The sequence below is a fragment of the Microbacterium xanthum genome, from assembly GCF_034531355.1.
Taxonomy (GTDB): Bacteria; Actinomycetota; Actinomycetes; order Actinomycetales; family Microbacteriaceae; genus Microbacterium; species Microbacterium xanthum.
The window spans coordinates 307973-333243 of the sequence record NZ_JAWHUE010000001.1 but is presented as its reverse complement, the minus strand read 5'-3'; the positions used below and the strand labels follow the sequence as shown (position 1 = coordinate 333243).

23 protein-coding genes are annotated in these 25271 nt (G+C 71.1%); 13 read left to right on the top strand and 10 right to left on the bottom strand.

Annotated elements, in window-relative coordinates:
- The first annotated feature begins 167 nt into the window (after window positions 1-167).
- The 3 genes from RZO50_RS01660 (at window position 168) to RZO50_RS01650 (ending at window position 4394) form a co-directional block, all read left to right on the top strand.
- Window positions 168-2264, top strand: coding sequence for a S9 family peptidase (locus tag RZO50_RS01660; protein ID WP_322597968.1), 2097 nt, complete (start codon window positions 168-170; stop codon window positions 2262-2264).
- A 250-nt stretch (window positions 2265-2514) separates the two neighbouring features.
- Window positions 2515-3102 (top strand): phosphoribosyltransferase family protein, encoded by a 588-nt coding sequence (locus RZO50_RS01655; RefSeq protein ID WP_322597967.1) that lies wholly within the window; start codon window positions 2515-2517, stop codon window positions 3100-3102.
- Window positions 3099-4394 (top strand): amidohydrolase family protein, encoded by a 1296-nt coding sequence (locus RZO50_RS01650; RefSeq protein WP_322597966.1) that lies wholly within the window; start codon window positions 3099-3101, stop codon window positions 4392-4394. The genes RZO50_RS01655 and RZO50_RS01650 overlap by 4 nt, the downstream gene beginning before the upstream one ends.
- A gap of 40 nt (window positions 4395-4434) precedes the next feature.
- Here the strand turns inward: RZO50_RS01650 and RZO50_RS01645 are convergent, their stop codons facing one another.
- The 7 genes from RZO50_RS01645 to RZO50_RS01615 all read right to left on the bottom strand — a co-directional run bounded on the left by RZO50_RS01645 (window position 4435) and on the right by RZO50_RS01615 (window position 8840).
- Window positions 4435-4875 (bottom strand): hypothetical protein, encoded by a 441-nt coding sequence (locus RZO50_RS01645; protein ID WP_322597965.1) that lies wholly within the window; start codon window positions 4873-4875, stop codon window positions 4435-4437.
- A 187-nt stretch (window positions 4876-5062) separates the two neighbouring features.
- Window positions 5063-5854 carry a siderophore-interacting protein gene (locus RZO50_RS01640; protein WP_322597964.1) on the bottom strand — a complete coding sequence of 264 codons (792 nt, stop codon included), beginning with the start codon at window positions 5852-5854 and terminating at the stop codon, window positions 5063-5065.
- Window positions 5855-5892: 38 nt separating this feature from the next.
- A complete protein-coding gene (locus RZO50_RS01635) occupies window positions 5893-6114 on the bottom strand; it encodes a hypothetical protein (protein WP_322597963.1) in 222 nt (73 codons plus the stop codon).
- A 43-nt stretch (window positions 6115-6157) separates the two neighbouring features.
- A complete protein-coding gene (locus tag RZO50_RS01630; RefSeq protein WP_322597962.1) occupies window positions 6158-6568 on the bottom strand; it encodes a VOC family protein in 411 nt (136 codons plus the stop codon).
- 58 nt (window positions 6569-6626) lie between these two features.
- Window positions 6627-7010 (bottom strand): SpoIIAA family protein, encoded by a 384-nt coding sequence (locus RZO50_RS01625; protein WP_322597961.1) that lies wholly within the window; start codon window positions 7008-7010, stop codon window positions 6627-6629.
- A gap of 59 nt (window positions 7011-7069) precedes the next feature.
- Window positions 7070-8053 (bottom strand): DNA-3-methyladenine glycosylase family protein, encoded by a 984-nt coding sequence (locus RZO50_RS01620; protein ID WP_322597960.1) that lies wholly within the window; start codon window positions 8051-8053, stop codon window positions 7070-7072.
- 46 nt (window positions 8054-8099) lie between these two features.
- Entirely contained in the window at window positions 8100-8840 is a 741-nt protein-coding gene (locus tag RZO50_RS01615) for a winged helix-turn-helix domain-containing protein (protein WP_322597959.1), read from the bottom strand.
- A gap of 441 nt (window positions 8841-9281) precedes the next feature.
- Here RZO50_RS01615 and RZO50_RS01610 point away from each other — a divergent pair, with 441 nt between their 5' ends.
- From RZO50_RS01610 to RZO50_RS01580, 7 genes are all read left to right on the top strand, one after another.
- The gene (locus RZO50_RS01610; protein WP_322597958.1) at window positions 9282-9605 is read left to right on the top strand and encodes a hypothetical protein; all 324 of its coding nucleotides are present in this window, start codon (window positions 9282-9284) and stop codon (window positions 9603-9605) included.
- Between the two features lie 76 nt (window positions 9606-9681).
- Entirely contained in the window at window positions 9682-9972 is a 291-nt protein-coding gene (locus RZO50_RS01605) for a GNAT family N-acetyltransferase (protein ID WP_322597957.1), read from the top strand.
- Between the two features lie 85 nt (window positions 9973-10057).
- On the top strand, window positions 10058-10297 hold the full coding sequence (locus tag RZO50_RS01600; RefSeq protein WP_322597956.1) for a hypothetical protein: 240 nt from the start codon (window positions 10058-10060) through the stop codon (window positions 10295-10297).
- Window positions 10294-10611, top strand: coding sequence for a hypothetical protein (locus RZO50_RS01595; protein WP_322597955.1), 318 nt, complete (start codon window positions 10294-10296; stop codon window positions 10609-10611). The genes RZO50_RS01600 and RZO50_RS01595 overlap by 4 nt, the downstream gene beginning before the upstream one ends.
- A gap of 48 nt (window positions 10612-10659) precedes the next feature.
- Complete coding sequence (locus RZO50_RS01590; RefSeq protein WP_322597954.1) at window positions 10660-11814, top strand: exonuclease SbcCD subunit D; 1155 nt, start codon at window positions 10660-10662, stop codon at window positions 11812-11814.
- Entirely contained in the window at window positions 11811-14816 is a 3006-nt protein-coding gene (locus RZO50_RS01585; RefSeq protein ID WP_322597953.1) for an SMC family ATPase, read from the top strand. The genes RZO50_RS01590 and RZO50_RS01585 overlap by 4 nt, the downstream gene beginning before the upstream one ends.
- A gap of 29 nt (window positions 14817-14845) precedes the next feature.
- Window positions 14846-15022 carry a hypothetical protein gene (locus RZO50_RS01580; RefSeq protein ID WP_322597952.1) on the top strand — a complete coding sequence of 59 codons (177 nt, stop codon included), beginning with the start codon at window positions 14846-14848 and terminating at the stop codon, window positions 15020-15022.
- Between the two features lie 147 nt (window positions 15023-15169).
- Here the strand turns inward: RZO50_RS01580 and RZO50_RS01575 are convergent, their stop codons facing one another.
- Window positions 15170-16627 (bottom strand): phytoene desaturase family protein, encoded by a 1458-nt coding sequence (locus tag RZO50_RS01575; RefSeq protein ID WP_322597951.1) that lies wholly within the window; start codon window positions 16625-16627, stop codon window positions 15170-15172.
- 122 nt (window positions 16628-16749) lie between these two features.
- Between RZO50_RS01575 and RZO50_RS01570 the strand changes: the two genes are divergently transcribed.
- Complete coding sequence (locus tag RZO50_RS01570) at window positions 16750-17328, top strand: hypothetical protein (protein WP_322597950.1); 579 nt, start codon at window positions 16750-16752, stop codon at window positions 17326-17328.
- Window positions 17329-17334: 6 nt separating this feature from the next.
- On the opposite strand, the gene RZO50_RS01565 is transcribed toward RZO50_RS01570, so the two are convergent.
- A complete protein-coding gene (locus RZO50_RS01565) occupies window positions 17335-18669 on the bottom strand; it encodes a D-alanyl-D-alanine carboxypeptidase (protein WP_322597949.1) in 1335 nt (444 codons plus the stop codon).
- Window positions 18670-18918: 249 nt separating this feature from the next.
- Here RZO50_RS01565 and RZO50_RS01560 point away from each other — a divergent pair, with 249 nt between their 5' ends.
- Window positions 18919-19485: a hypothetical protein gene (locus tag RZO50_RS01560; protein WP_322597948.1), complete on the top strand. Its 567-nt coding sequence runs from the start codon at window positions 18919-18921 to the stop codon at window positions 19483-19485.
- Here RZO50_RS01560 and RZO50_RS01555 read toward each other — a convergent pair whose 3' ends face one another.
- Window positions 19486-21543, bottom strand: a complete 2058-nt coding sequence (locus RZO50_RS01555; protein WP_322597947.1) for an NAD(+) synthase — start codon at window positions 21541-21543, stop codon at window positions 19486-19488. It abuts the gene before it with no gap.
- A gap of 68 nt (window positions 21544-21611) precedes the next feature.
- Here RZO50_RS01555 and RZO50_RS01550 point away from each other — a divergent pair, with 68 nt between their 5' ends.
- Entirely contained in the window at window positions 21612-25184 is a 3573-nt protein-coding gene (locus RZO50_RS01550; RefSeq protein WP_322597946.1) for a TM0106 family RecB-like putative nuclease, read from the top strand.
- Window positions 25185-25271: the final 87 nt, after the last annotated feature.

Below are 25271 nucleotides of genomic sequence, written 5' to 3'. Positions count from 1 at the left end.
GTCTCCTGATGTCGAGGTGCGGGTATGGGGGAGGACCCGCTCTGAGGAGAGTTCGGAGCGCTGGGTCGTTCGGATGGGTGATCCGGGGCCGGGTCGGGGTGCGGACCTCGTTCGGATTCGCTCGGTCGGGCGAGGTGACGATCGGGTAAGCACTTAGCGTAGGACGCATGACCGATCAGACGCCTTCCTTCCCGTTCGGCTCGCTCGACGACTACACTTCTGTGCCGCGCATCGAAGGGATCGCGCTTTCGCCCGACGGAGATCGGGCGGTGCTGACCGTGGCGACGCTCTCGAGAGACCGGACCGCCTACGAACGGGCGCTCTGGGAGGTTCCGGCCGACGGGTCCGGATCCCCCCGCAGGCTGACGAGGTCGGTGAAGGGCGAGACCGGTGCGGTCTTCACCCGCCGTGGGGATGTGCTGTTCGTGTCCGGTCGGCCGGACGCCGAGGCCGGCGCGGGGGAGGACGACGTCGCGCAACTGTGGCTGTTGCCCGCCGCCGGCGGTGAGGCGAGGGCGATCACGCGCTTGGCGGGCGGCTCCGGGTCTCTCGCGGCCGTGGCGGAGAGTGCGGACCGGGTCGTGCTCGCGGCGGAACTGCTCCGCTCCGCCGATTCCCTGGAAGACGACGCGCGGCTGCGCGCGATCCGTCGGTCCAAGAACGTGAAGGCGATCCTCCACGACAGCTATCCCGTGAGGTTCTGGGATCGCGACCTGGGACCGGAGGAGACCCACCTGCTGGCGCTGGATCTCGACGCACTCGGTGATCAGATCCCGGTCCCCGTCTCGGGCCGGCCGGAGGCGGAAGGCGACGCCCCGCAGAATCCCTACCCGCCGTCGCTCCCGCGACCGCGCGATCTCACCCCGCGCCCTGCGCGCTCCTTCGGCACGGACGCGAGCATCTCCCCGGACGGCGCGACGGTGATCGCGACGGCGTCGGTGCCCGACGGGCTCGGGCGGCGGCTCCTCCTCGTGTCGATCGATGTCTCCACCGGTGAGCGGAACACGCTCGTCGAGGAGGTGGGCGTCGACATCGAACGCCCGCGCATCAGTCACGACGGCTCGCTGCTGGCCTTCACGCGGACGGCCAAGAGCACGCCCACCGCGCCGACGCAGCAGGAGCTCTGGGTGAGTGGGCTCGATGGTTCGGATGCGCGGCGGCTCGCGGTGGACTGGGACCGCTGGCCGGTGGAGGTCGCCTTCGCGGCCGATGACGCGTCGCTGGTCGTCGTCGCCGATTCGGAGGGGCGCGCGCCGCTGTTCCGCGTTCCGCTGGACGGCGGCCCCGTCGAGCAGATCACGCGCGACGACTTCGCGTACTCCCAGGCGCGTGTCGATGCCGTCACCGGCGACGTCCTCGCTCTGCGCTCGAGCTGGGTCGAACCGCCCCACCCGGTGCGCGTGCACCAGGACGGTTCGGTCACCCCCCTGGCGACGCCCGTGCCCCGGCCGCAGAACGGCGGCATCCTCACCGAGGTCGAGACGGTGGTCGATGACGGCGCGCGGGTGCGCGGGTGGTTGCTGCTGCCCGACGGCGCTTCGGCGGCGAATCCTGCGCCCCTGCTGCTGTGGATCCACGGCGGTCCGTTGAATTCGTGGAATGCCTGGAGCTGGCGCTGGAACCCGAATCTCGCGGCGGCGCGGGGCTACGCGGTCCTTCTGCCCGACCCGGCCCTGTCGACCGGCTACGGACTCGACTTCATCGCGCGCGGCTGGAACGCGTGGGGCGAGAGGCCCTACACGGATCTGTTGGCGATCACCGACGCCGCGACGGCACGCGCGGACATCGACGCGAGCCGCACCGCGGCGATGGGCGGCTCCTTCGGGGGGTACATGGCGAACTGGATCGCCGGGCACACCGACCGCTTCGACGCCATCGTCACCCACGCGAGCCTGTGGGCCCTGGACCAGTTCGCGGGAACCACCGACTCGTCCGGCTACTGGAAGAGCATCTTCACGCCCGAGGCGATGATCGAGAACTCACCTCACCGCTTCGTCGACGAGATCCGCACGCCCCTCCTGGTCATCCACGGAGACCGGGACTACCGCGTTCCCGTCGGCGAGGGCCTGCGGCTCTGGTCGGACCTGGCCGACCGGCACGCGGCAGAGGATGGGTCGACGATCCACCGATACCTGTATTTCCCTGATGAGAACCACTGGATCCTCAAGCCTCAACACGTCGCCGTCTGGTACGAGACGGTGTTCGCGTTCCTCGACGAGCACGTGCGCGGGGCTGCGCCGCGGCGTCCGGAGGAATTGGGCTGACGCAACGGTGCGGGAACGGTGAAGGGCCGGTCGGAGAGGCTTCCGACCGGCCCTTGTCCCTTGCACCAAGAGTGTCCTGCAATCACATGCCGGTGATCGCCACAGCAAAACGATCACCGTGCTCACACTCTATAACGGAAAGGTAACGAGCGGAAGGGGTTTCGTGATCTTTTCGTGACTTTCCTCGTGTGGGTGGCTCCGGGGCGCACGCGAAACGTTCACGACATCCGACCTGCGTACCGTGCACACCATGGACCAGACCGACGGAATCCCCGAAACCCACACCGCGCAGATGGGGAGTCAGCAGGTCACCCTTCCGGTGATCCCCGTCTCGGACGACTTGTCGATCGCGCTGATGATGGTCATCGACCACCCCGTCTCGGTGATGGAGACGGCGGGGCGCGAACTCGCCGCGCACTTCGTCGATGCGTCGCCAGAGATCGTCGTCGCCCCCGCCACCCTCGGGATCCCGGTGGCGATCGAGGTCACCCGGGCGCTCGGTCTCGATGACTACGTCATCCTCCAGAAAACCCGCAAAGTGCACCTGGGTGACGCTCTCGAAGCGCCCGTCCACGCCATCACGAGCACCGCCGGCGCCGCGCTGCTCCTGGACCGTGCCCGCCTCGGAGACATCCGGGGTCGGCGGGTCCTCTTCGTCGACGATGTCATCTCCACGGGGTCGTCGTCGGGGGCGGCGCTGGCGCTTCTCGAACAAGCCGGGGCCCAGATCGTCGGCGTCGGCGCACTCCTCGCCGAGGGCGACGGCTGGCCGGACACCCTCGCCGGGTACGCCGACCGGGTCTTCGCGTTGGGCCGCATCCCGCTCTTCCCCCGGTGAGCATCGTGCACGATCTCGTCGTGGACCGTGCCGTCCTCGTCACCATGAACGCGCAGCGCGAGGTCGTACGCGGATGGATCGCCATCGACGACGGCGCCATCACCTCGCTCGGCGACGGCCCGGCGCCGGCCGCCCGTGATCGGGTGGATGCCGCCGGCGCGATCGTGCACCCGGGGTTCGTGAGTGCGCATCAGCACTCGATGGACACCCCGGGCCGCGGCGCGGCCGGCGAGGCGCGTGAGTTCACCGATTGGTTGTTCGGCACGTACTACTCCACGGTGCTCGGGCACTCGTCGGCCGATGCGGCGCGGGCGGTGCAGGCCACCGGCGCCGAGCTCGCGCGGGCCGGCGTCACGACCGTCGTCGACTGCTGGGGTGTCGGCGGCATCGGCACCGCCCGCACCGATGCCTGTCTTTCCGCGTCCGTGCACGCGGCGACGCGGACGGAGCTCCGGTGGATCCTCGCGCCCATGGTGTCGGACCGGCTGCCGCCCGGTTGGGAGCAGCTGCTCGCGCAGCATCCCCTCGCCGCCGATGACCTGGTCGCCTCGACGGAGGTCGCCCGGCGCTTCGCCGCGTGGGCCTGCGGGCTCGCTGCCGGCCGGATCGAGGTGTGGGGGAGTGTGGAGCTGCCGGAGATGGCCACCGAGGAGCTGCTCTCCGGCATGGCGGAGGTCGTCCGTGCCGGCGCGACGGGGTTCACGACGCATGTCTGCGCATCCGCACCGGGGGCTGTCGACGTCAGCGGGGAGCGGACCGTCGCGCGGCTCGATCGGCATCGGCTCCTCGGGCGGGGAACGGTCGGTGCGCATGCGACCTTCACCGACGCCGCGGACCGGGTGCTGCTCTCCGATCGAGGAGCCGGCGCCGCGCACTGCCCCGCGGCGACCATGCTCCTCGGTGGCACGACCAGTCCCCTCGGGGTGCTGCGGGAGGCCGGTGTTCCGGTGGGGCTCGGCTTCGACAACGCCACCTTGAACGCGACCGCCGACATGGCGGCGGAGATGCGCCAGGCGCTCATGTTCGACCGTGTCGCCGGTACCGGGTCGGCGCGGGCGACGGCGCGCGACGTCTTCGCCCATGCGACCATCGACGGTGCGCGTGCGATCGGTCGCGATGACACTCTCGGCTCGCTCGAGGCGGGCAAACGCGCCGACCTCGTCGTCGTCGAGCTCGACACGTCAGCCGCGTCCGGCCCGGTGCGCGACCCGATGGCGACGCTGATGTGGTCGACGACGGTGTCCGACATCCGCCTGGTGCTCGTCGACGGGCAACCCGTATACGCCTCGTGACGCGACCGCCCCGCGCCACTCCGGCGCGGGGAAGACCCGGTCACGCCACGGCGCGGCGCACCAGTTCGCGCAGACGCGACTCGACCTCGTCATCCACGCCGACCACCGCGAAGGAGGTCGGCCACATCGCGCCGTCGTCGAGGTGCGCGTGCTCGTCGAAGTTCACGGTGGGGTACCGGGTGTCGAACTTCGATTTCGGCTGGACGAACATCACGACCTTCCCCTCGTCGTTCGCGTAGGCGGGAAAGCCGTAGAAGGTCTTCGGCGCGAGGTGCGGTGCCTCTTCGGAGACCAGTCGGTGGAACATGGTCGCGACCTCGGAATCGATCCCCGTGAGGGCGTCGATCGCGTCGATGCACGCCTCGAGCTCGCGCGCGAGCTTCGCGGCCCCCTTCAACCCCTTGCTGGCGCGGAGCTCCTCGGCCCGCTGCGCCATCGCGGCTTTCTCGTCGGCGGAGAACCCGCCCTGCTCCTCGCTCATCGTGGACCTTTCGCTCGGCCGATGCGGTGCCGGGCCGTCCCTCTCGGGTTCGTGGCGTCGGCAACTCCTCAACATAGCGTTGCGCGTGGGCGATGTGCGCGCTGTCGGCGGCGCAAACGACGACGGTGGAGGAGTTCGCGACGCGACGCGCCGCTGTGGGCGAAGGGTGTTCGGATCGCGGGGTGCGTCAGTGCGGAGCGTGATACTCGGGCTCGCCGCGCTTCCAATATCCCTTCACGATGACCTGGTCGGCGGGCAGGCCCCAGCGCTCGCGCACCAGGGCGCGGCCGGGCTTGACGATCGACTGCTCCGCCGCGATGAAGGCGAAGACCGATCCCTCCGGGCGTGCGGCGTCATCGATTCGTTCGAGTTCGGCCGCGAGGGTCGACGCGGCGAGGCCGTCGCCGCGGTGGACGAAGGTCACCGTCACACCGTCGGGCACGGCGTCGAGAGGGATGTCGTGGTCGGCATCGACGGTCTCGATGAGGATGCGTCCGGTCGCGTCGCGGTCCATGAGGGCCACGAAACGGCGAACGGCGGGCACCGCGGTCTCGTCTCCCGCGAGGAACCATGCGTCCGGCCGTCCTTCGATGACCGCTGAGCCGCGCGGGCCGCCGACGCCGACGAGCGACCCGATCGGCGCCTGGGCCGCCCACGGCGCACCGACGGCGTCGTCGCCGTGCAGGGCGAATTCGAGGTCGAGCCACCCCGCTTCCGCGTCCCATGCCAGCGGTGTGTATTCGCGGCTCGGGGCCGCCCGCATCTCGTCGACGGTACGTGGTGCGGTATCGGGGAAGAACACGCGGATGTGATCGTCGGCACCCCAGGAGGCGAAGCCGCGCAGCTCGTCGCCGCTCAGGCGCACCCGGACGTAATCGGGTGCCACCCACTCACGGGCCGTCAGCCTGGCGGTTCGGAATACCAGGTCGAGCGAGCGACGTCCGATGCGGAAGGTGGTCGTCTCAGAAGAGGCCGTCATAAAAGTTAGGGTAACCTAAGCGCGCCGGTGGCGAGCGCTCAGATCTGGGCCCCGTCGTCGGGATCGTCGAGCCCGACGTGGCGTCCGCGCCACGATTCGTAGGCGATCAGCCACCCGATCGAGATCGCTCCGGCGAGGATCACCCCCAGCCACACGTTCTGCAGGATCAGGCCGAACAGCACTCCCAGCGCGAACAGGAGGACAGTGCCGAGCAGCCACTGCAGGCGCCCGCGCGGAAACCCGGTGCGAGGTTCAGACATACCGCCAGGCTACCGGCGGCGGAGGAGCGGTATCGCGCGCCGATCAGGCGGGTGCGTTGACGGCCAGCAGCCAGTCGACCCCGAATCGGTCCGTGAGCATCCCGAAGAGGCCGCCCCAGGGTGGGCTTCCCAACGGTTGGGTCACCGACCCGCCCTCGCTGAGCCCGTCCCAGAAGCGCCGGATCGACGTCTCGTCATCGCCGCTGACCGAGATCGCCATGCCGGACGGCGCGGTGTAGGTCATATGAGCGGGGGTGTCGGAGGCCATGAGGGTGAAGCCGTCGGGCGTGGTCAAGCTGGCGTGCAGCACAAGGTGCGCCTCCGCGGCATCGGCCATGCCGTCGATCGACCCGAACTCGTCGATGGTGAGGTCGCCGCCGAAGACCGCCTGGTAGAAAGACATCGCCTCTCGGGCGCGATCCCGGAAGGAGAGGTAGGGGTTGAGCGTGGTCATGCTCGAAGTGTCGCGCCGAGGAGGCGTCGGCACAAGAGGCTGCAGGACACCGTGGCTGTCAGGATGCGTCGGGGGCGGTTTCGCCGGCGGCCCAGGCGAGGGCGGCGTCCTCCTGGTCGAGAGCGAAGAAGCGCAGGTCGCCGGGGAACAGGAACGCGAGACTGTGGATGATCTCGGCGATCATCGAGTGTCCGGTGACCAGCGCGCACCGACCCCATACGCGATGCGGCTTACCGGAGAGCAGGGTGTCCTGCCACACCGCGCCCAGGGAGTAGCGCTCGAAGCGCTCGCCGAGGACGATGACGAGGTTCACCCGGTCGTGGGTCTCCAGCGTGCGATCGATCGCCGGATCCAGCACGGTCTCGTAGTCGGATGCGGTCACTTCACCGACGGCACGGAAGCCCAGGACGCCGGCCGGCGCGTTCTCGATCTCTTCGATCATGACCTCATCGTGACGCGGACGGGGTCGTGGTGTCCACCCCGTGTCGTGTGCCGAGCGGCTCAACGGTCGCGGTGATCCTCCGGATGAAGCCGCGGCCCGCGACGCGGCTCGCGGACGCCGGCGGCCGCAAGCAGTCGGATCACGCGCTGACGGTGACCCGGCCACGCCGACAGCAACCGCAGCATCCCGTCGTCGTCGGTGCGTGTTCCGGTGAGGGCGTAGCCGACCTCGTGGGCGAGGTGGAAGTCGCCCACGCTCACGGCGTCGGGGTCGCCGAGGGCGCGGATGCGCGTCTCCGCGGAGGTCCACGGGCCGATACCCGCCTGGGAGATCAGAATGCGGTCGACGGCCTCCCCGTCTTCGGCGCCGGCGATGGCGCGTTCGATCGACTCTCCTCGCCGCGCGGCTCGGACCACGGTCTGGGATTGCGGTGGTTCGAGCCCGGCGCGGTGCCACGACCAGGAGGGGATGCGGCGCCATCCCTCGATCGAAGGCGGCGCGAACATCGGTGCGGGCGTCGGTCCCGGAGCGCGCTCGCCGTGCCATGAGATGATGCAGCGCCAGGCGGAAAAGGCCTGCATGCCGGTGATCTTCTGCTCGAAGACGGCGCTCGCGAGCGCCTCGAACACGAGGTCGGTGCGGCCGAGGCGGAGGCCCGGGTTGCGGTGGTGTGCGCGCGCGACGACCGAATGCGATGTCGGGTCGAATTCCGCCGGGTCGTCTTCGGCGCCGCAGAGGGCTGGAACCTGAGCGAGGGCCCACTCGGCTCCCGCCCCCCACGCGGCCGCGCGGATCGTGCCCGACGACGATTCGCGGAGGGCGAGTGTCGCGACGCCCTCGGGGGTGCGGCTCGCTCGCCAGATCACCGGCCCGGCGACGACCATCGTCGGGTCGTTTCTGCCGTGCCGCTGGAAGAGGACGGTGCGACGCAGGTCCAGCGGGTGACGCGGGCGGTACTCCGTTTCGCGCGGCCGGGGCGTCGAGGCCTTCTCTGTGGCCGCCGGTGGTCGCGCGTGCGACGCGTGCGCGACCGACGAGCTCATGCCGACACCCTACGTCGCGTCTCCGACACGAGGGCCGGCCGCAGGCTCAGAAACGGTCGGGGGAGGGGGTTCCGTGCCCGTATCGGATGGCGACGTCGGCGTGCCGGTCGAAGCGGTAGCCGACGCCCCGGACGGTGCGCACGATGTCTTCGTAGCGTCCGAGCTTGGCCCGCAGGCGACGGACGTGCACGTCGATCGTCCGCTCACCGGGCGCTTCCTCCTCGGAGGACGCGCTCCAGAGCGAAGACACCAGCTCCGCGCGCTCGATCGTCGACCCTTCGCGGAGCACGAGGTACTGGAGCAGCTCGAACTCCTTGAACGTGAACGCCGCCGACTCGCCGTCGATGAGCACGCGCTTGCGGGAGATGTCGACGACGACGCCGCGCACGGCATCCTTCGCCGCTTCCTCCTCCTCGCGCTTGGTCCGAGCGACGGCGGCCGGCTCGTGCAGCGCGAGGCGGACGACGTCCACGTCGCGACCGCCGGCACCGGTCGGTGAGAGGGCGACCGTCGCGTAGGTCTCGGCACCGGGGGCCAGGTTCGCGACGGTGCGACGCAGGGCATCCACGAGCACGCCGAGGTCGACGCCCGCGGCGGCTGCCTTCGCTTCGTCGAGGCCCACGTAGAGGGCGAAGCCGCGTGGCTCGGTCCCCGGGGGCAGCGTGCGAGTGGCCTGGGCCACGGGTGCCTGGGGTGCGGTGTCGGCGATGGTCGGGACGGGGCCGGTGACCGCGCGGAGGTGGCGGGCGGGAGTGGTCGGGCGGTCGAGAAGAGCGGTGGTCGACATGGTGGGTCCTCAGCGGTGGGAATCCGGGCGGATGCGGCTCAGCGGATTCGCGTGTGTGTTGCGATGCGGCCCATCGAATGAGCCGGGATCGACGCGCTCAGACGCCCGGGGTGCGGGGCGTGTGCGGTGCGTCGGGGACTCGGGTCGGGACAGAAGGATCCTCGAGTCCGGCGGGGGTCACCGAATCAGCGACACATTCGACAACACATGACATCGCGGCCGGCAGCCATCATGCCGGCAGTCCCGTTCGCCTCCACGGCGGACAGAGAGCGTGCGTCGTCAGTCATGCGCCCGATTATGACCCCACGTGTCCCCGTGCGTCAAATCGTGAAGAAAAACGGCACTCGAGGGGCGCGGAATTGGCACACTGCTCAGGCGCGGTCAACCCCGTGACACCGCGGTCGGTCCCGCGCACGATGGACACGAGCGAAGGAGATCCGCATGAACGAGGACGGACAGCAGACGACCGGTGAAGGCGCCGACGACGGCGTCGATCACGTCGCGGTCGGGGTCGGGGTGATCGGCGGCCACGACATCGGCACCGGCACCACGGAGTCCGGAGACGAGGGCGCCGCCGAGGTGGCCGACGCCGGCGGCGACGTCGACGATGTGGCGAGCATCGTCGCGCAGGTCCGATCGGACGCCGGTGGGGCCTCCGGCGACCAGATCGCGAAGATCCTCCGCGAACGTCTGGCCGATGCCGGGCAGGAGCTCTCGGACGACGAGATCGACCGCCTCGCGGGACAGATCACGGGCGGAGACTGATCCACACCGCACTCGGTCGGACCAGCCGTGCGCGCCACGCGGCCCCCGGCACAGCAGGCGGGCGTACGCTGACGCCGTGACCGACCTGCGTTTCACCCGACAGACCGACGCCTCGCGCTACACCCTCCACCGCGGCGACGACCTCGTCAGCGTCTTGGACTACCGCGACGACGGGCGCACGGTGGCCTTGACCCGCGCCTACACCGTTCCGACCTTCCGTGGGCACGGGTACGCGGCAGAGATCGTCGAACGCGCGGTCGATGAGATCGCACGCTCAGGCGACCGGCAGGTGAGCCCCGTCTGCTGGTACGTCGCAGACTGGTTCGCCGCGAACCCCGGTCGCGCCGACCTCCTCCAACCCCGCTGACCCCTACCCCGCCCCACCTGCCCGGTCAAGCCCCGGGACGTCCCCGGGCGCACCCGCCACGCTGGTGGAGACGGAAGGAGACGGCATGGAAGACGCACGAGACCTGCCGGAGGGCGTGATCGACGCCGAGCCCGCGGGCGGGTGGGAGAGCGGCGCGGTCGCCGACGGCGAGACCGCCGATGCCTCGCGTGAGACGGCGGGAAGCCCGGATCTCACCCTCGAGAATCAGGAGCCCGATCCCGGGGTCGACGTCGGTCCCGTCGAGGGCGCCGCGCCGGACACGGACCCCGACCTGGCGAACGTCGACGAGAAGGAGACCTCGTGACCGCGAGCACCGAAGACGGCAACCACCTCGGGCACGACGGCGGTCGGGACACCCTCTCCGCCGCCGAAGCGCAGCGCGGCGACGGACTCGGCGAACGCGGCGAGCAGACGCTGCCGGCGATGTCGGAGAACAATGCCGCCGCGTCCGACAAGCTCGACGGAGTGGTCGCACAGATGCGGGCCGACCTGGCCGGCGAGTCGGTCGCGACGGTCGAGCATGCCCTTCGCGGACGCATCGAGCAGACCGGGCTCGAGGTGTCGGATGCTCGGTTCGACGATCTGGTGAAACGGATCGCGGCCGACACCGACGACTGAGCGGAGCGCCTCGGCAGTCGTGTCGGCGGGTCGATCTACCCTGACGGCATGCGCATCCTGCACACCTCCGATTGGCACATCGGGCGGTCGTTCCACGGCCACTCGACGCTCGACGCCTTGCGCGGCGTGCTGGACGCGCTGGTGGAGCAGGTACGCGATCACGACGTCGAGGTCGTCGTCATCGCGGGCGATGTCTTCGACTCCGCCGCGCCCGCCGCCGGTTGCTACACCCTCCTGACCGACGTCCTCCGTGGCATCGCCGACACCGGCGCCCGCGTCATCGTCACCAGCGGCAACCACGACTCCGCCGCACGTCTCGGCTTCCAGGCGGGTCTGCTCCGCGAGGGCATCCACGTCCTCACGGACCCGCTCGCGCTCGACACGCCCGTCGTGATCGACGACGCCGACGGTCCGGTGCGTTTCTACGGCATCCCCTACCTCGAGCCCGGAGTCGTGCGGCACCTGTGGGACGGCATCCCGCTGCGTACCCAGGCCGATGCGATCGACCACGCGATGTCGCTCGTGCGCGCCGACCTCGCCGCATCGCCCGGGCGGAGCGTCGTGATCTCGCACTGCTTCACCGCGGGGGTCGAGGCCACCCCCGGCGTCGAGCGGGAGATCCGGCAGGGAAGCCTCGACGTCGTGCCGCTGTCGAGCTTCGACGGCGTCGACTACGTCGCCCTCGGCCACATCCACGGGCGGCAGCAGCTCGCCCCGACCGTGCGATACGCGGGAGCGCCGTTGCACTACAGCTTCGGTGAGGGGGCCAAGCCGCGGGGGTCGTGGGTGATCGATCTGGACGCTGCCGGAGGTGTCGAGGCGTCGTGGCTCGACCTGCCCGTCCCGCGCCGGTTGGTGACGCTGCGCGCCCCGTTCCGGCACCTGCTCGAATCGGACGAGTACGCCGCACACGTCGACGACTGGGTCTGTGCGCAGTACACCGACTCGACCCCGCAGATCGACGCGATGCGTCGTCTTCTCGGACGCTTCCCGCATTGCGCGACGGTCATGCACACCCCGCCCGCTTCGGCAGCCGACGCCACCGGCGGCTACGCGCGTCGCGTTCGGGCGGCGCGCAGCGACGGGGAACTGGTCGACGCGTTCCTCGCGCACGTTCGGGACGGGGAAGGGGCGAGCGAGCTCGAAGCACGGATCGTCCGCGACGTCATCGAGCAGCGCAGCCTCGTCGAGGCGACGACGTGAGACTGCATCGTCTGGAACTGGAGGGTTTCGGCCCGTTCCGCGACCGGCAGGTCGTCGACTTCGACGCGTACGAGAACGACGGCATCTTCCTGATCACCGGTCGAACCGGTGCGGGCAAGTCAAGCGTGCTCGACGGTGTCTGCTTCGCCCTGTACGGGTCGGCGCCGCGATACGAAGGGACCGAGAAGCGGCTGCGCAGCGACCATTGCGCACCCGACGATCCCACGACGGTGAGCGTCGAGTTCACCGTCGGTGACCGCCGGTGGAAGGTGACGCGGTCGCCCGAGTATCAGCGTCGCAAGAAGCGCGGCGACGGATTCACCACTCTTGCGCCCGACGCACATCTGGACGAGTTCGTCGACGGCGAGTGGATCGGCCGCCAGCGCGGGCCGCGGAACGTCGCCCTCGAGCTCGACGAGATCGTCGGCCTCAGTCAGCAGCAGTTCCTCCAGGTGATCCTGCTCGCTCAGAACCGCTTCGCGGAGTTCCTGCTGGCCAAGAACGACGAGCGACAGCGCCTGCTGCGGACGCTGTTCGGCACGAAGACCTACGAGGACTACCAGGACGCCCTCGAGCAGCGACGCAAGGACGGTGAGCGGGCTCTGTCGACAGCGCTGGCATCCGCCGGCGTCCTCCTGGATGAGGCCGAACGGGTCGCGGGCGATGTCTGGCGCGACGAGGCCGACGATGGCCCCGACGCCGAGGAGACGACCGACCCCGTCGCACGGTCGGCGCGGGCGGCACGCGCACAGGCGCGCCTGGATTACCGTGCCGATGCGCTCCTCCGCGAGCGGGACGCCGCCGACGCCGCCCATCGCGCCGCCGAGACGACGCACGCCGCCCGGCGCGAGCTCCGGGCGCGCCACGAGGCTCGTGCCCGCTCCCGCCGAGCCCTCGCGGAGCTCGAAGCGCGCAACGGGGATATCGACCTCGCGCGCCGCCGCCGTGACCGAGCGGTGGCCGCAGAGTCCGTCCGCGCACCGATCGACGCGCTCGACGCTGCCGTTCGCGACGCCGAGGTCGCCGCTGCCGTCAGAAGCGACGCGCTCCAGAGGTGGCAGGCCCTCGAGGGACAGGTCCTCGACGACGCTGGGCTCGCGGCGACGATCGAGCAGTACACGGGTGAGATCGCCGTCGCGGAGCGCGCCCTCGAAGACGAGGCCGCCGCGACCGAGTTCCGCCGACGTCTCGATACCGCCCGCGCTCGGATCGCGGAGGTCGACGATCTCCTGGCCACCCTCGATGCCGGCCGTGCAGAGTTGCCGGTCCGGCTCGCCCAGCTCGACGCGGAGCTCGCTGCCGCGACCGAAGCCGCGGGCGCGCGCGAGGCGCGGGCCGAGCAACGAGCGACGCTCGCGGATCGTCTGGCGGCCGCGCGGCTTCTCGATCGGCGGACGTCCGATCTCCGCGCCGCGGAGGTCGCACACCTCGACGCGGTCGGTCGCCTCGAGGCCGCCGCCGCGGCGGTGCGGGATCTGCTGCGTCGTCGCCTCGACGGGCATGCGGGGCAGCTCGCGGCGGAGCTCACCCACGGTACGCCGTGTGCGGTCTGCGGGTCTCCCGAGCACCCCGCCCCTGCCGTGCTCTCTGCGGAGCCCGTGCGCGACGAGGACATCGCCGCGGCCGAGGGCGAGCAGGCGCGTGCCGCCGAAGCCGAGCGGATCGCCGGCGCAGCCGCCGCGGAGTCTCGGACGGCGGTCGCCGAGTTGCGTGGCGTCGTCGGGAGCGAGACCGAGGAGTCGTTGACCACCGAGCTCGAACGTGTCGACGCGGACCTGCGCCGGGCCGCCGAGGCCGTCAGCCGCCGCGCGGAGCTCTCCGATCAGCGCCGCGCGCTCGTCGACGCGGACGCGCAAGCGGCAGCCGAGCGAGACCTTCTGGCGGCGGACGCCGCCGCTCAGCGCCAGGCGGCCGCCGTTGCGGAAGAGAGTCTCGCGCAGGCGCGGGAACGGGTCGAGGCCGCACGGGGGAACCATGACAGCGTCGCCGCACGCCTCGAAGCCGCGCGGGCACGCCGCACGGCGGCGGAGTCGCTGCAGACGGCATCCCGCGACCACGAGGTATGCGAGCGAGCCCGGATCGCCGCCCTCGGCGACCTCGCCGAGAGACTTCGCGAGAGCGGATTCGACACGGCCGACGACGCGCGCGACGCACTGCTGCCCGCCGCTGAGCGGCAGATCCTGGATGCGACAATCGCGGACCACGAGGTCTTGCTGCGCACCGAGCGCGATCGGCTCCGCGACCTGGAGCTCGAGCTGGCGGGGGTGGGCGATGAGCCCGTCGACATCGAGGAAACCGCGGCGGAAGCAGCCCGCGCGAGAGAGCGATGGAGCGCGGCCGTCGATGCCGCCGCGGCGGCATCCGAGCGTCGCACGCGACTCGCCGATCTCCGAGACCGCGCGGAGCAGACGCTCAGCGACACCGGAGAGCTCGCACGGGAACAGGCCGTGATCGCACGGCTGGCGAACACCGTGGCCGGCCGCGCGCCCAACACGCATCGCATGTCGCTGGAATCGTTCGTCCTCGCGGCCGAACTGGAGGAGATCGTCGAGGCCGCCAATCTGCGGCTTGCCGACATGTCGTCGGGGCGATATGCGCTCCGGCACAGCGATGCCGTCGCCGCGCGCGGTGCATCCAGCGGCCTGGGCCTGACCGTGCTCGACGCCCACACCGGGCAAGCCAGGCCGGCACAGTCGCTGTCCGGGGGCGAGACGTTCCTGGCGTCGTTGGCCCTCGCGCTCGGCCTCGCCGAAGTCGTCACCGCACGCGCCGGCGGGGTGCGCTTGGACACGCTGTTCATCGACGAGGGGTTCGGCTCGCTCGATGCCGACACCCTCGATCTTGCGATGCGCACCCTGGACGAGCTTCGCCAGGGCGGGCGTACGGTCGGGCTCATCAGCCACGTCGCCGCGATGAAGGAGCAGATCCCGGCGCAATTGGTCGTCGAAGCCACGCCCGAAGGCCCCAGCACGTTGCGGCGCGGTGTCGCTTCGATGGCGTGAACGACGTGCGCTCCGCGTAGGCTGAAGACATGACCAAGAGCACGATCTGGACCATCCTCGGCGTGATCGCGGCGGTCTTCATCGCCTGGATCCTCGTCGAGTTCGTCTTCTCGGCGATCGTGTTCCTGTTCAAGCTCGTCATCGTGGCCGTCGTCGCGCTCGTCGTCTTCTTCGTCCTGCGCGCCGCGTTCTCGCGCTCCGCGTAGCGCGTCGCGCTCCTCCGTTCGCATCGGCACGATGCTCCGCAGTCCGCTGCTGCGGGGTCCGCGGGTCGGTTCCTCGGCGCGTCCCGACTGCGGAGCCGCCGCGAGGGCGGGGTCGGGCGCGGGGGAGCGGGGCAGGCGTGCGGGGGCTCAGCCGAAGAGGTCGTCGAGCGTGACCGGGACCCCGGTGCGGTCGGTCAGAGCCTGGCGCGCCGCGTGCCAGCCGGGCATTCCCGTCACACCCGGACCCGGGGGCGTCGAGGCCGAGGCCAGGTAGACACCCGGCATCGGGGTGCGCCACGGTGTGCGCGAGAGAACCGGACGCCGCACCGCCTGGGTGATCGTGAACGCCCCGCCGAGGATGTCGCCGTCGACGTCCGAGGGATTCTGGCGGGACCGCTCGGCAGCCGTGACGGCATGCGAGGCGATCACCCGCCGCCGGAATCCGGGCGCGAACCGCTCCACCTGTCGAATCACCGCCTCGGTCGGGTCGAGAGTCGATCCCGGCGGCACATGGATGTAAGCCCACAGCACATGCTTGCCGTCGGGAGCCCGAGAAGGGTCCACCGTCGTCGGCTGCACCGCCAGCACGTAGGGGCGATGGGGGACGCGCCCGGCGGCCACGGCATTCTCGGCCTCCTCCACCTCTGCGCGCGACCCACCGAGGTGGACGGTCGGGGCGCGTCCGACCTCGTCCGCAGCCCACGGCACAGGGCCGTCGAGGGCGAAATCCACCTTCGCCGCAGCGGAACCGTGCCGGTAGGCGCGGATCGCGCGGGCGTAGCGGTCGGGGATGTCCGGGTGGGAGAGAAGGAGCCGCGGCGCGGTGTCGAGCAGCAGCAGATCGCCCGCGTCGGGGTCTCCCCAGTCGAGCTCGGCGAGGTTGCGCACGTGGACACCGGTCTCGAGCATGCCGCCGTGGGCTTTCAGGTCCTCCACGAGGGTGTCGGCGATCCGCTGCGCCCCTCCGCGTGGCAGCGACCACCCTTCCGCGCTGTGGGCGTGGGCGGCGAGGAACAGCCCCGAGGCCGCCGCCGCGAGCGAGGGCAGACGCGTGTTGCCGTGGGCCAGCACGCCGGCGAGGAGAGCCTCGACGTCGGGAGAGAAGAAGGGACGACCGGCGCGGGTTCCGGTCGCGAGCATCCGCGCTCCGAACCCGGCGACCACGAGCGGATGTCGGGGGACGCGCAGCAGCTGATCGCCGGTGAACTCCACCAGCTCGCCGAGGCGACGGGTCAGCGGCGCGACCAGCCGGCGGTACGCCCGACCGCCGGGGCCCAGCCCGTCGACGGTGCGCTCGAGGTCGTTCCACGCGATCGCCGCGCGACCATCGTCCAGAGGCTGCGCATAGGAGGCCTCCGGCGTGATCCACTCGATGCGCTCCGACAACCCGAACGCGCGGAAGAACAGCGAACTCCGCGCGGCCGGATGCACCGCCGACCCGACGTCGTGACGGAACCCGGGGAGAGTCAGCCCGGCCGTGCGGACGCCGCCGCCGATCGCGTGGAACGCCTCCACGACACGGACGTCGTAGCCGGCGCGGGCGAGTGAGACCGCAGCAGCGAGCCCGTTCGGGCCGCTGCCCACGACGGTCGCGCGTCTGCCCATGACCCCAGTCTGGCACTCGGCCAGGGGGCCTGCGCCGCGACGGCTCCGAAGCGACGGGACAGCCCGGAGTTCCCTCGGGGGCGGGGGACCGGCAGGATGGAGCCATCGAGCGAGGAGGTCTCATGGAGTCGGTGGTTCTGGACGCGCCCGAGGGGATCGCGATGCGGCTGGGGTGGGACCCGTCGATGAGCGAACACGACCGCAAGCGGGCCCTCGCCCGGGAATTGGTCGCCGATCATCTCGGCATCGAGCAGAAAAAGGTTCGCGTCGAACGCGAAGCCCCCGCCCAGTTCGGCTTTCACACGCAGTTGATCGCGGAGGTCGACGGCGCGGAGGTGCCCGTCGGCATCCGGAACACCAGCTTCCGTGCGGCGACGATCGTCGCCGTGGCCGACCCCGCGGTCCCCATCGGTCTCGATCTGCGCGACACGCATCCCGACGACGCGACCGTGCACGAGATGCAACGCCACTCGCACCTGCTCGATGAGAACGACATCGACGCGCTCGTGCGGCATTGGACCCGGGTGCAGGCCGTTCGGGATGCCGACGGCCGCGGCACGCGCGTGCGCGGCGAGCACGTTCGGCTCGACGCCGCCCTTGCCAAGGGGTGGATCCCCGATCGCCGCGTCCACTACCAGCTGGCCGATCTCTCCCGCGACGGCTGGGTCATCACCCTCGCCTACGGAGCGCTGCCGTCCTGACCCGGCTCAGCCGAGTCGGTCGGGATGCGTGAGACGCCACCACGCGGTCGGCTCGGCGATGTGTTCGGCCACGACGATGTCGGACGTCGCGCTGTTCGGGCCGGCGGTCCAGGTGATGCTGCCGACGACGGCGCCCGCCCGGTACTGCTCCGGGGTCCGCGTGTGCACGGTGACCTCGACCGGGGTGTCGGACCACGTCAAGACGGCGACGTCGTCGGCCACGACGGCGGCGGAGCTCTCCCCCCACGGTGTCGAGATCTCGCCGACGACCGTCCCCGCCTCGGCGAGCTCGACCTCGTGGAAGCCGGAGCGGATGCTCGCGAGAGTACGCAGCGCGACGTCGCTCGTCGCCGCCCGCGTCTGTCCACCGAGGACTGCGCCGACCACCTGAAGGGGTTCGCCCGCGCCGACCTCCAGCGATGCGGTGTAGAGGTAGGTGAAGGTGCCGTTGCCGAGGTTGCCGGTCTTCATCCCGGTGACACCGTCGACGCCGAGCAACTCGTTCGTGTTCCGCAGGGTTCCGGTCGCATCCAGCGTCAGCGAGGGTGTCGCCGCGAGTGCGGAGACGGTCGGGTCAGCCGCCGCGAGGGCACCGAGGCGCAGCAGATCCGCGGTGGTGCTGACGTTGCCGGGGTCGAGCCCGGTCGGGTCGACGATCGTCGTCGACGTCATCCCGTTGTCGTCGAGCCACTCCCGTGCCGCCGCGAGGAAGTTCGGCAGAGAGCCGAAAGCCCACGTCGACACCGCGTGCGCGTAGTTGCTCGCCGACGGGATGAGCATGGTTCCGAGCGCGTTCCGGAGGGACATGCTGCTGCCGGCGGGCATGACCGCGATGGTCGCCCCGCGGACGTAGTAGGCGTCGTAGAGGGCGTGATCGGCGGCACCGAAGGTGATGGTGGGGCCCGGGTCGCCGTCGCCCAGCGGATAGGCGTCGAGGACGACCAGCGCGGTGACCAGCTTGGTGATGCTCGCGATCGGGAGCGGATCGCCCGGCCCGCTCGCGGCCTCGAGTCCCTCCGGGCCGAGGTACTCCTCCGCACCGGTGACGCGCACCGCGGCCGCTCCCTGCGACGGGGTGGCGATCGAGACGGCTTCGGGTGCGGCCAGGACCGGATCGCGCAGGTGCGCGGTGGGCGCCGGCACCGGGGCGCTCAGTGCCCAGACGGCGTACCCGCCGACCGAAAGGCCGCACACGGCCAGGACGAGCACGATCGCGAGCGCGATCCTGCCGACGACCCGCCGGCCGTGAACATCGCGCGCCGTGTCGGCGGGCGCCTCGGCGCCGTCCATCAGCTCTGCGAAGTCCGAGAGCGCGTCCGTCGACTCGCGCTGCGTCGTCATCCCGCCCCCATCGGTCATCCGCCACCCGCCCCCACATCATGCATCACCTCGACACGGGGAAGGAAGCCCCGCAGCGCGCCGCGATTCGACGATTCGGTGGTCGCGGACTGTCGGAATGCGCCGCGGTGGCGACGAATGGTGACAGGCGAAGGCTCGCCGGCGGATGGCACGCGCCCGCGGGCGGATCACGAAATGCACACGATCGCCGCGCGTCACCCGCCCGCAACGACCCGCGTCATACCGTGGAGCATGGAGAACGTGACCGGCAGGGGAACAGTCGTCGCCATCGTCGGCGACGCGACGGAGGATGCGCTGGAGGCGCTCGGAGGGCTGCGCGGGGTCGACGTCCTCCCGCTGCGGGGCAGTGAGCCCGGGCTCGCCACTCGTCGCATCGGGGCCGCTCAGAGGCCGTGGATCGTGCACGACGCCGACCCGCTCGAGCACGTCGCCGCCGCGTGGGTCGAACTGTTCGAAGAGCGCTCGACCCTGGGCGTCCTGGAACGGGAGGTCCAGGCCGCGCTGGAGCAGTTCGAGATGGACGAAGCGGTCATGCCGGACTACTACATCGTGCTCGATCCGGAGGGGGCCGAGACGACGTGGCGCCACTGGTGGTGCGGTGCACTGGGGCACCACGCTCCGAAGCGTGTGCTTCCGGCGCACCGGCCCGTGTCATCGCGCGATGACGCGCTCGCACGCGTGCTCAACGCGCTTCCGACCTCGCCGCCCTGGCCCGAGCCGTCGTCGTGGCTGCCGCGCATCCCCTTCGAGATCCCCGACCGGGTGGGGTTGCGCGATCGTCGGGAGACGGCGGCCTGATCAGGTCGGCGGGAGCGCCCGGTCGAGTTCGGCGAGCCACGCGTGCGCGTTCCCGTCGGAGGGTGTGCGCCAGTCTCCCCGCGGCGACAGCGAACCCGCCGGTGACACCTTCGGGCCGTTCGGGATCGCCGACCGCTTGAACTGCGCGAACGAGAAATAGCGCGTCAGGAACACCCGCATCCATGTCGCGATCTCCTCGAGCGTGAAGGCGTAGCGCTCGTCGTCGGGGAACCCTGGCGGCCAGGCGCCGCGCTCCGCGTCGCCCCAGGCGTGGGCGGCGACGAAAGCGATCTTGGACGGGCGCATCCCGTACCGGAGCACGTGGAACAGCGTGAAGTCGTGGAGCGCGTACGGACCGATCCGGTCTTCGGTGGACTGCATGTTGCCGTCCGCGTCGGCGGGCACGAGCTCGGGACTGATCTCGGTGTCGAGCACGGATCGCAGGATGGCCGCCGCGGTGTCGTCGACGCCCTCGCGGTGCGCGACCACCCAGCGGATGACGTGCTGGATGAGGGTCTTGGGCACACCCGCGTTCACCGCGTAATGGCTCATGTGGTCGCCGACGCCGTAGGTCGCCCACCCGAGGGCGAGCTCGGACATGTCGGAGGTGCCCACGACGAAGCCGCCGTTGCGGTTGGCGAGCCGGAACAGGTAGTCGGTGCGCAGCCCCGCCTGCACGTTCTCGAAGGTGATGTCGTGCACCGGTTCCCCCGCGGCGAAGGGATGTCCGAGCTGGTTCAGCATCTCGGTCGCGGCTGCGCGGATGTCGATCGTCTCGATCGACGCTCCCATCGCCTCGGAGAGGGCGATCGCGTTGCCCTTGGTCCGCTCGCTGGTGGCGAAGCCCGGCATCGTGTAGGTCAGGATGTCCGACCGAGGTCGACCGAGGAGGTCCATCGCGCGTGCGACGACCAGCAGGGCGTGGGTCGAGTCGATCCCGCCCGAGACGCCGAGCACGGGTTTCGGATTGCCGATCGCCCGCATGCGCTGGACCAGTCCGGACACCTGGATGTTGAACGCCTCGTAGCAGTCCTGCGCGAGCCGGGCGGGATCGTCCGGCACGAAGGGGAAGCGGTCGAGGGGGCGCACCAGTCCCGTTTCGGTTGCCGGTGGGGCCAGGTCGAAGGCGATGGTGCGGAACGCGGTCGCATCGGCGTGCGTGCGGCGGTTGTCGTCGAAGGTGCCCTGACGCTGACGGTCCTGGCGCAACCGGTCGAGGTCGACATCGGCCACGGAGCGGCGCGGACCGTCCGGGAAGCGTTCGGTCTCGGCGAGCAGGTTCCCCGCCTCGTAGACCATCGTCTGGCCGTCCCATGAGACGTCGTTCGTGGACTCGCCCGCACCGGCGGCGGCATATACGTAGGCGCCGAGGCATCGCAGCGACTGCGACCGACACAGCTCGTGGCGGTCCTCTGCACGCGCGATCGTGATCGGGCTTCCCGACAGGTTCACCATCACGGTGGCGCCTGCCAGAGCGGCGCGCGAAGACGGCGGGATCGGCACCCACACGTCTTCGCACACCTCCGCGTGGATCACGAGTCCGGGCACGTCCCGCGCGGCGAAGAGCAGGTCCGGGCCGAAGGGGACCTCGCCGCCCGCGACGCGGATGGTGCCTCCGCTCTGGTCGTCGCCCGGCGCGTACCAGCGGCGTTCGTAGAACTCGCGATAGGTCGGCAGGTACGACTTCGGGGCGACGCCGAGCACGTGGCCGCGGTGGATCACCACGGCGCAGTTGTACAGACGTGAGCCATGGCGCAGCGGCGCACCGACGACGAGCACGGGCAGGAGGTCTGCGGACGATGCCGCGAGATGCGCGATGGCCGTCTCGACGGCGTCGAGCACGGCGTCCTGCAGGACGAGGTCCTCGATCGCGTACCCGGTCAAGCCGAGCTCGGGGAACACCGCCACGGCGGCGTGGTCGTCGTGGCATCGGCGCGCGACGGCCAGGATCGCTTCGGCATTGGTCGCCGGGTCGGCGATCGCGACCGGCACGGTGCAGGCCGCGACGCGCGCGAACCCGTGGCGGTAGGCGCTGTCGAAGGGAAGAGGGCTGCTCACCCGCCCAGTCTTGCAGGTGGGGCCGTGTCGGCGGTGCTCGCTACTGTCGAACACGACAAGAGGAGAGCATGCGCTACGTACCTGACCAGGGCCGGATCGTCTGGAGTGCCAGCGACCTGAAGGCGGCCGCCGAATGCGAGTTCGCCTGGGCGCGCGCGATCGACGCCAAGCTCGGCCGTGTCGCGGCCGTCGCGGACCCCGAAGACGCCACGCTGGAGCGCGCCGGGCGGCTGGGCGACGCCCACGAGCAGCGCGTGCTCGACGGCTACCGTGCCCGGTACGGGGCCGGAGTGCGAGAGATCGACGCCACCGAGTCCAGAGACGCCGCGGGGCTCGCCCGTGCGGTGGCGGCAACGGCCGACGCGCTGGCCTCCGATGCCGACATCGTCTATCAGGCCGCCTTCGCCACCGACGAGTTCGTCGGATTCGCGGACTTCCTCGCGCGCGACGAGGACGGGAGATGGCTGGTCCAGGACTCCAAGCTCGCCCGACGAGCGCGTGTCACGGCGTTGATGCAGCTGGCGGCATATGTCGCGCAACTCGATCGCCTCGGTGTCCCGCGCTCGGACCGCGTCGAGCTGCTGCTCGGCGACGGATCCGTGAGCGAGCACGCGGTCGATGATCTGCTCCCGGTGTTCGAGCTGCGCGCCGCCCGTCTGCGCGCGCTGATCGCCGACCGCGACCTCCCGGCACGCGCGGCGGGGGCGCCGATCGCCTGGGGGGACCCGCGCGGCGACCTCGATGTCGTCGCGTGCGGTCGCTGCGCCACGTGCGAGCAGGAGGTCGTGGCCTCTCGCGACCTGCTCCTGGTCGCCGGGATGCGGCCGGTTCAGCGCCAGCGGCTTCGCGCCGCCGGAATCCTCACGATCGACGCCCTCGCGAGCGCAGCCGAGGTGCCCCCGGGGATGAATCCCGACACGTTCGCGATGCTGCGGGTGCAGGCGGGGCTGCAGCTCGACAGCCCCGCGGGCATCGATCTGTCGCAGCCGCAGGTACCGACCTATCGGGTCGTGGCACCCAAGGCGCTGGGTGCACTGCCGCGGCCGAACGCGGGCGACATGTTCTTCGACTTCGAGGGCGACCCCCTCTACACCGAGCCGCCGCGGGACGGGCGCACCGAGTGGGGGATCGACTATCTCTTCGGCTGGGTCGATCTCTCGGAGAGCTACACGGCCCTCTGGGCGCACTCTTTCGCCGAGGAGAGGAATGCGCTCGAGACGTTCCTCGACATCGTCTCGCTCCGACGCCAGCAGCACCCGGGCATGCACATCTACCATTACGCACCCTACGAACCGACGCATCTGATGGCGATGGCCGCACGGCATGGCGTGCGCGAAGACGAGGTCGACCGACTGCTGCGCGACGGTGTCTTCGTCGACCTGTACCCGATCGTCCGGAGGGCGGTCCGGGTCGGATCCCGCTCGTACTCCATCAAGAAGCTCGAACCGCTCTACATGGGTGAGCACATCCGCACCAGCGACGTCCAGAAGGGCGACGACTCGATCGTGCGTTACGTCGAGGCACGGGCGTTGCGCGAGGGCGGCGATGAGGATGCCGCGCGGGCCGTCTTGGACGACCTCGCCGACTACAACCGCTACGACTGCGTCTCGACGCTGCGGCTACGCGACTGGCTCGTGGACCGGGCGCGCGAGGCGCAGTTGCGGCCGACCCCCGATGCCGACCCGGCCGAGAACACCTACCGGCCCTCGCCTCGGGCGACCACGCTGAACGAGCGGGCGCGGGCCTACCCGGAGGATTCCGGCGAGGCGCGCTCCCTGCGGCTGGGCGCCGCCGCCATCGACTACTACCCGCGAGAGGCCAAGACGTTCTGGGCGACGCACTACCTGCGCCTGCGCGAGCCGGTGTCGCTGTGGGAGGACGGTCGCGATGTGGTCGTCGTCGACCCCGCTCGGTGCCGGGTGATCGAGGACTGGCACCGGCCCGAGGGGGCGCGCACCGATCGGCGGCTCGTCGAGATCCGCGGCGAGCTCGCGCCCGGCACCCGCCTCAGCGAGGGATCCTCACCGTTCGCGCTCTACGACCTGCCCGCCCCGTATCCGTTCGAGGCTGCGCCGCGGTGGATCCACGCCGACCATCGGGTCACTGTCGCCGAGGTGCTCGACGACGGCGTGGTCATCGCGGAGAGTGCCGTGCAGGGATTCACCTGGGACGAGCTCCCGGTCGCGCTCACGCCTGCCGCGCCCCCGCCGGCGGCCAACCAGCAGGTGGCGATCGACGCGTGGGCCGACCACGTCATCGGTGCGGCGCCGTCGCTTCCCGAGGACCCGGCCACCGACATCCTCCGCCGCCGGCCGCCGCGGACCCGATCGGGTGCGCTCGCCGAGGGCCGGGGCACCGAGGCGATCGTGCGGAGCCTGCTCGACCTCGATCACAGCTATCTCGCCGTGCAGGGGCCGCCGGGAACAGGCAAGACCTATGTCGGCTCCCACGTGATCGCCCGGCTGGTCGCCGAGCACGGTTTCAAAGTCGGCGTGGTCGCCCAGTCTCACGCCGTCGTCGAGAACATGCTCGACCGGGTCGTCGCCGCAGGGGTCCCCGCCGCCCGTGTCGGGAAGGCTCCGAAAGACCCTTCCGCACCGACCTCCTTCACCGCCCTCGCCAAGAACGGCATCGCCGAGTTCACGTCCGAACATGCCGACGGCTATGTCATCGGCGGCACGGCGTGGGACTTCGCCCATCAGGGCCGCGTCCCGCGCGGCAGTCTGGATCTGCTGGTGATCGACGAGGCCGGGCAGTTCTCGCTCGCCTCGACCGTCGCCGTGTCCCTCGCGGCGTCGCGTCTGCTGCTGCTCGGCGATCCCCAGCAGCTTCCGCAGGTCAGCCAGGGCACCCACCCCGAGCCGGTGGACACCTCCGCGCTGGGCTGGATCGTCGACGGCGCCGATGTCATCCCCGACGAGTACGGCTACTTCCTCGACCAGACATGGCGAATGCACCCGGAGGTCGCCGCCGCCGTGTCGACCCTGTCCTACGCCGGCGCGCTGCGTGCGCACCCGGCGACATCGCGGCGAAGCCTCGAGGGCATCGCGCCCGGCCTCCATCCCCGGCCGGTCCGCCACCGGGGGAACGCCACATGGGCACCCGAGGAGGCGGCGGTGGTCGCCGACACCGTCGCCGACCTCGTCGGTCGCGCGTGGCGGTCGGCGACGACGGACGACGCCGGGGTCGTCACGCCCGACTCCGAGCGACCTCTCACCGCGGCGGACATCATCGTGGTCACGCCGTACAACGCCCAGCAGGTCGCGGTCGAAGAGGCACTGAAGGCGAACGGGCACGGCGAGGTGCGTGTGGGCACGGTCGATCGTTTCCAAGGCCAGGAAGCGGCCGTGGCGATCGTCTCGCTCGCGGCGTCGGCCGGGCGGGACGCGCCGCGGGGGCTGGAGTTCCTGCTGCTGCGCAACCGCCTCAACGTCGCCGTGTCCCGCGCGATGCACGCCGCGTTCGTCGTGTACTCGCCCGGACTGCTCGACGACCTGCCCCGCACCCCGGAAGGGGTCGCCCGTCTGAGTGCGTTCGCGCGCCTGGTCGGGGCCGATCCGACCGCATCCTTCGGCGCCGCGGCGATAGGGAGCGGCGTCGACGATGTCAACCCCGTTCAGGTCGGCGCGGCCCGATCGTAGATTGGCGGAGCGCCTCAGGGCGCGGCGGCACCCGTTCGGCGAGGGGCGGGTGCCGTTTCCTCAGCGGCGATGTGGCTCGGGCGGGGC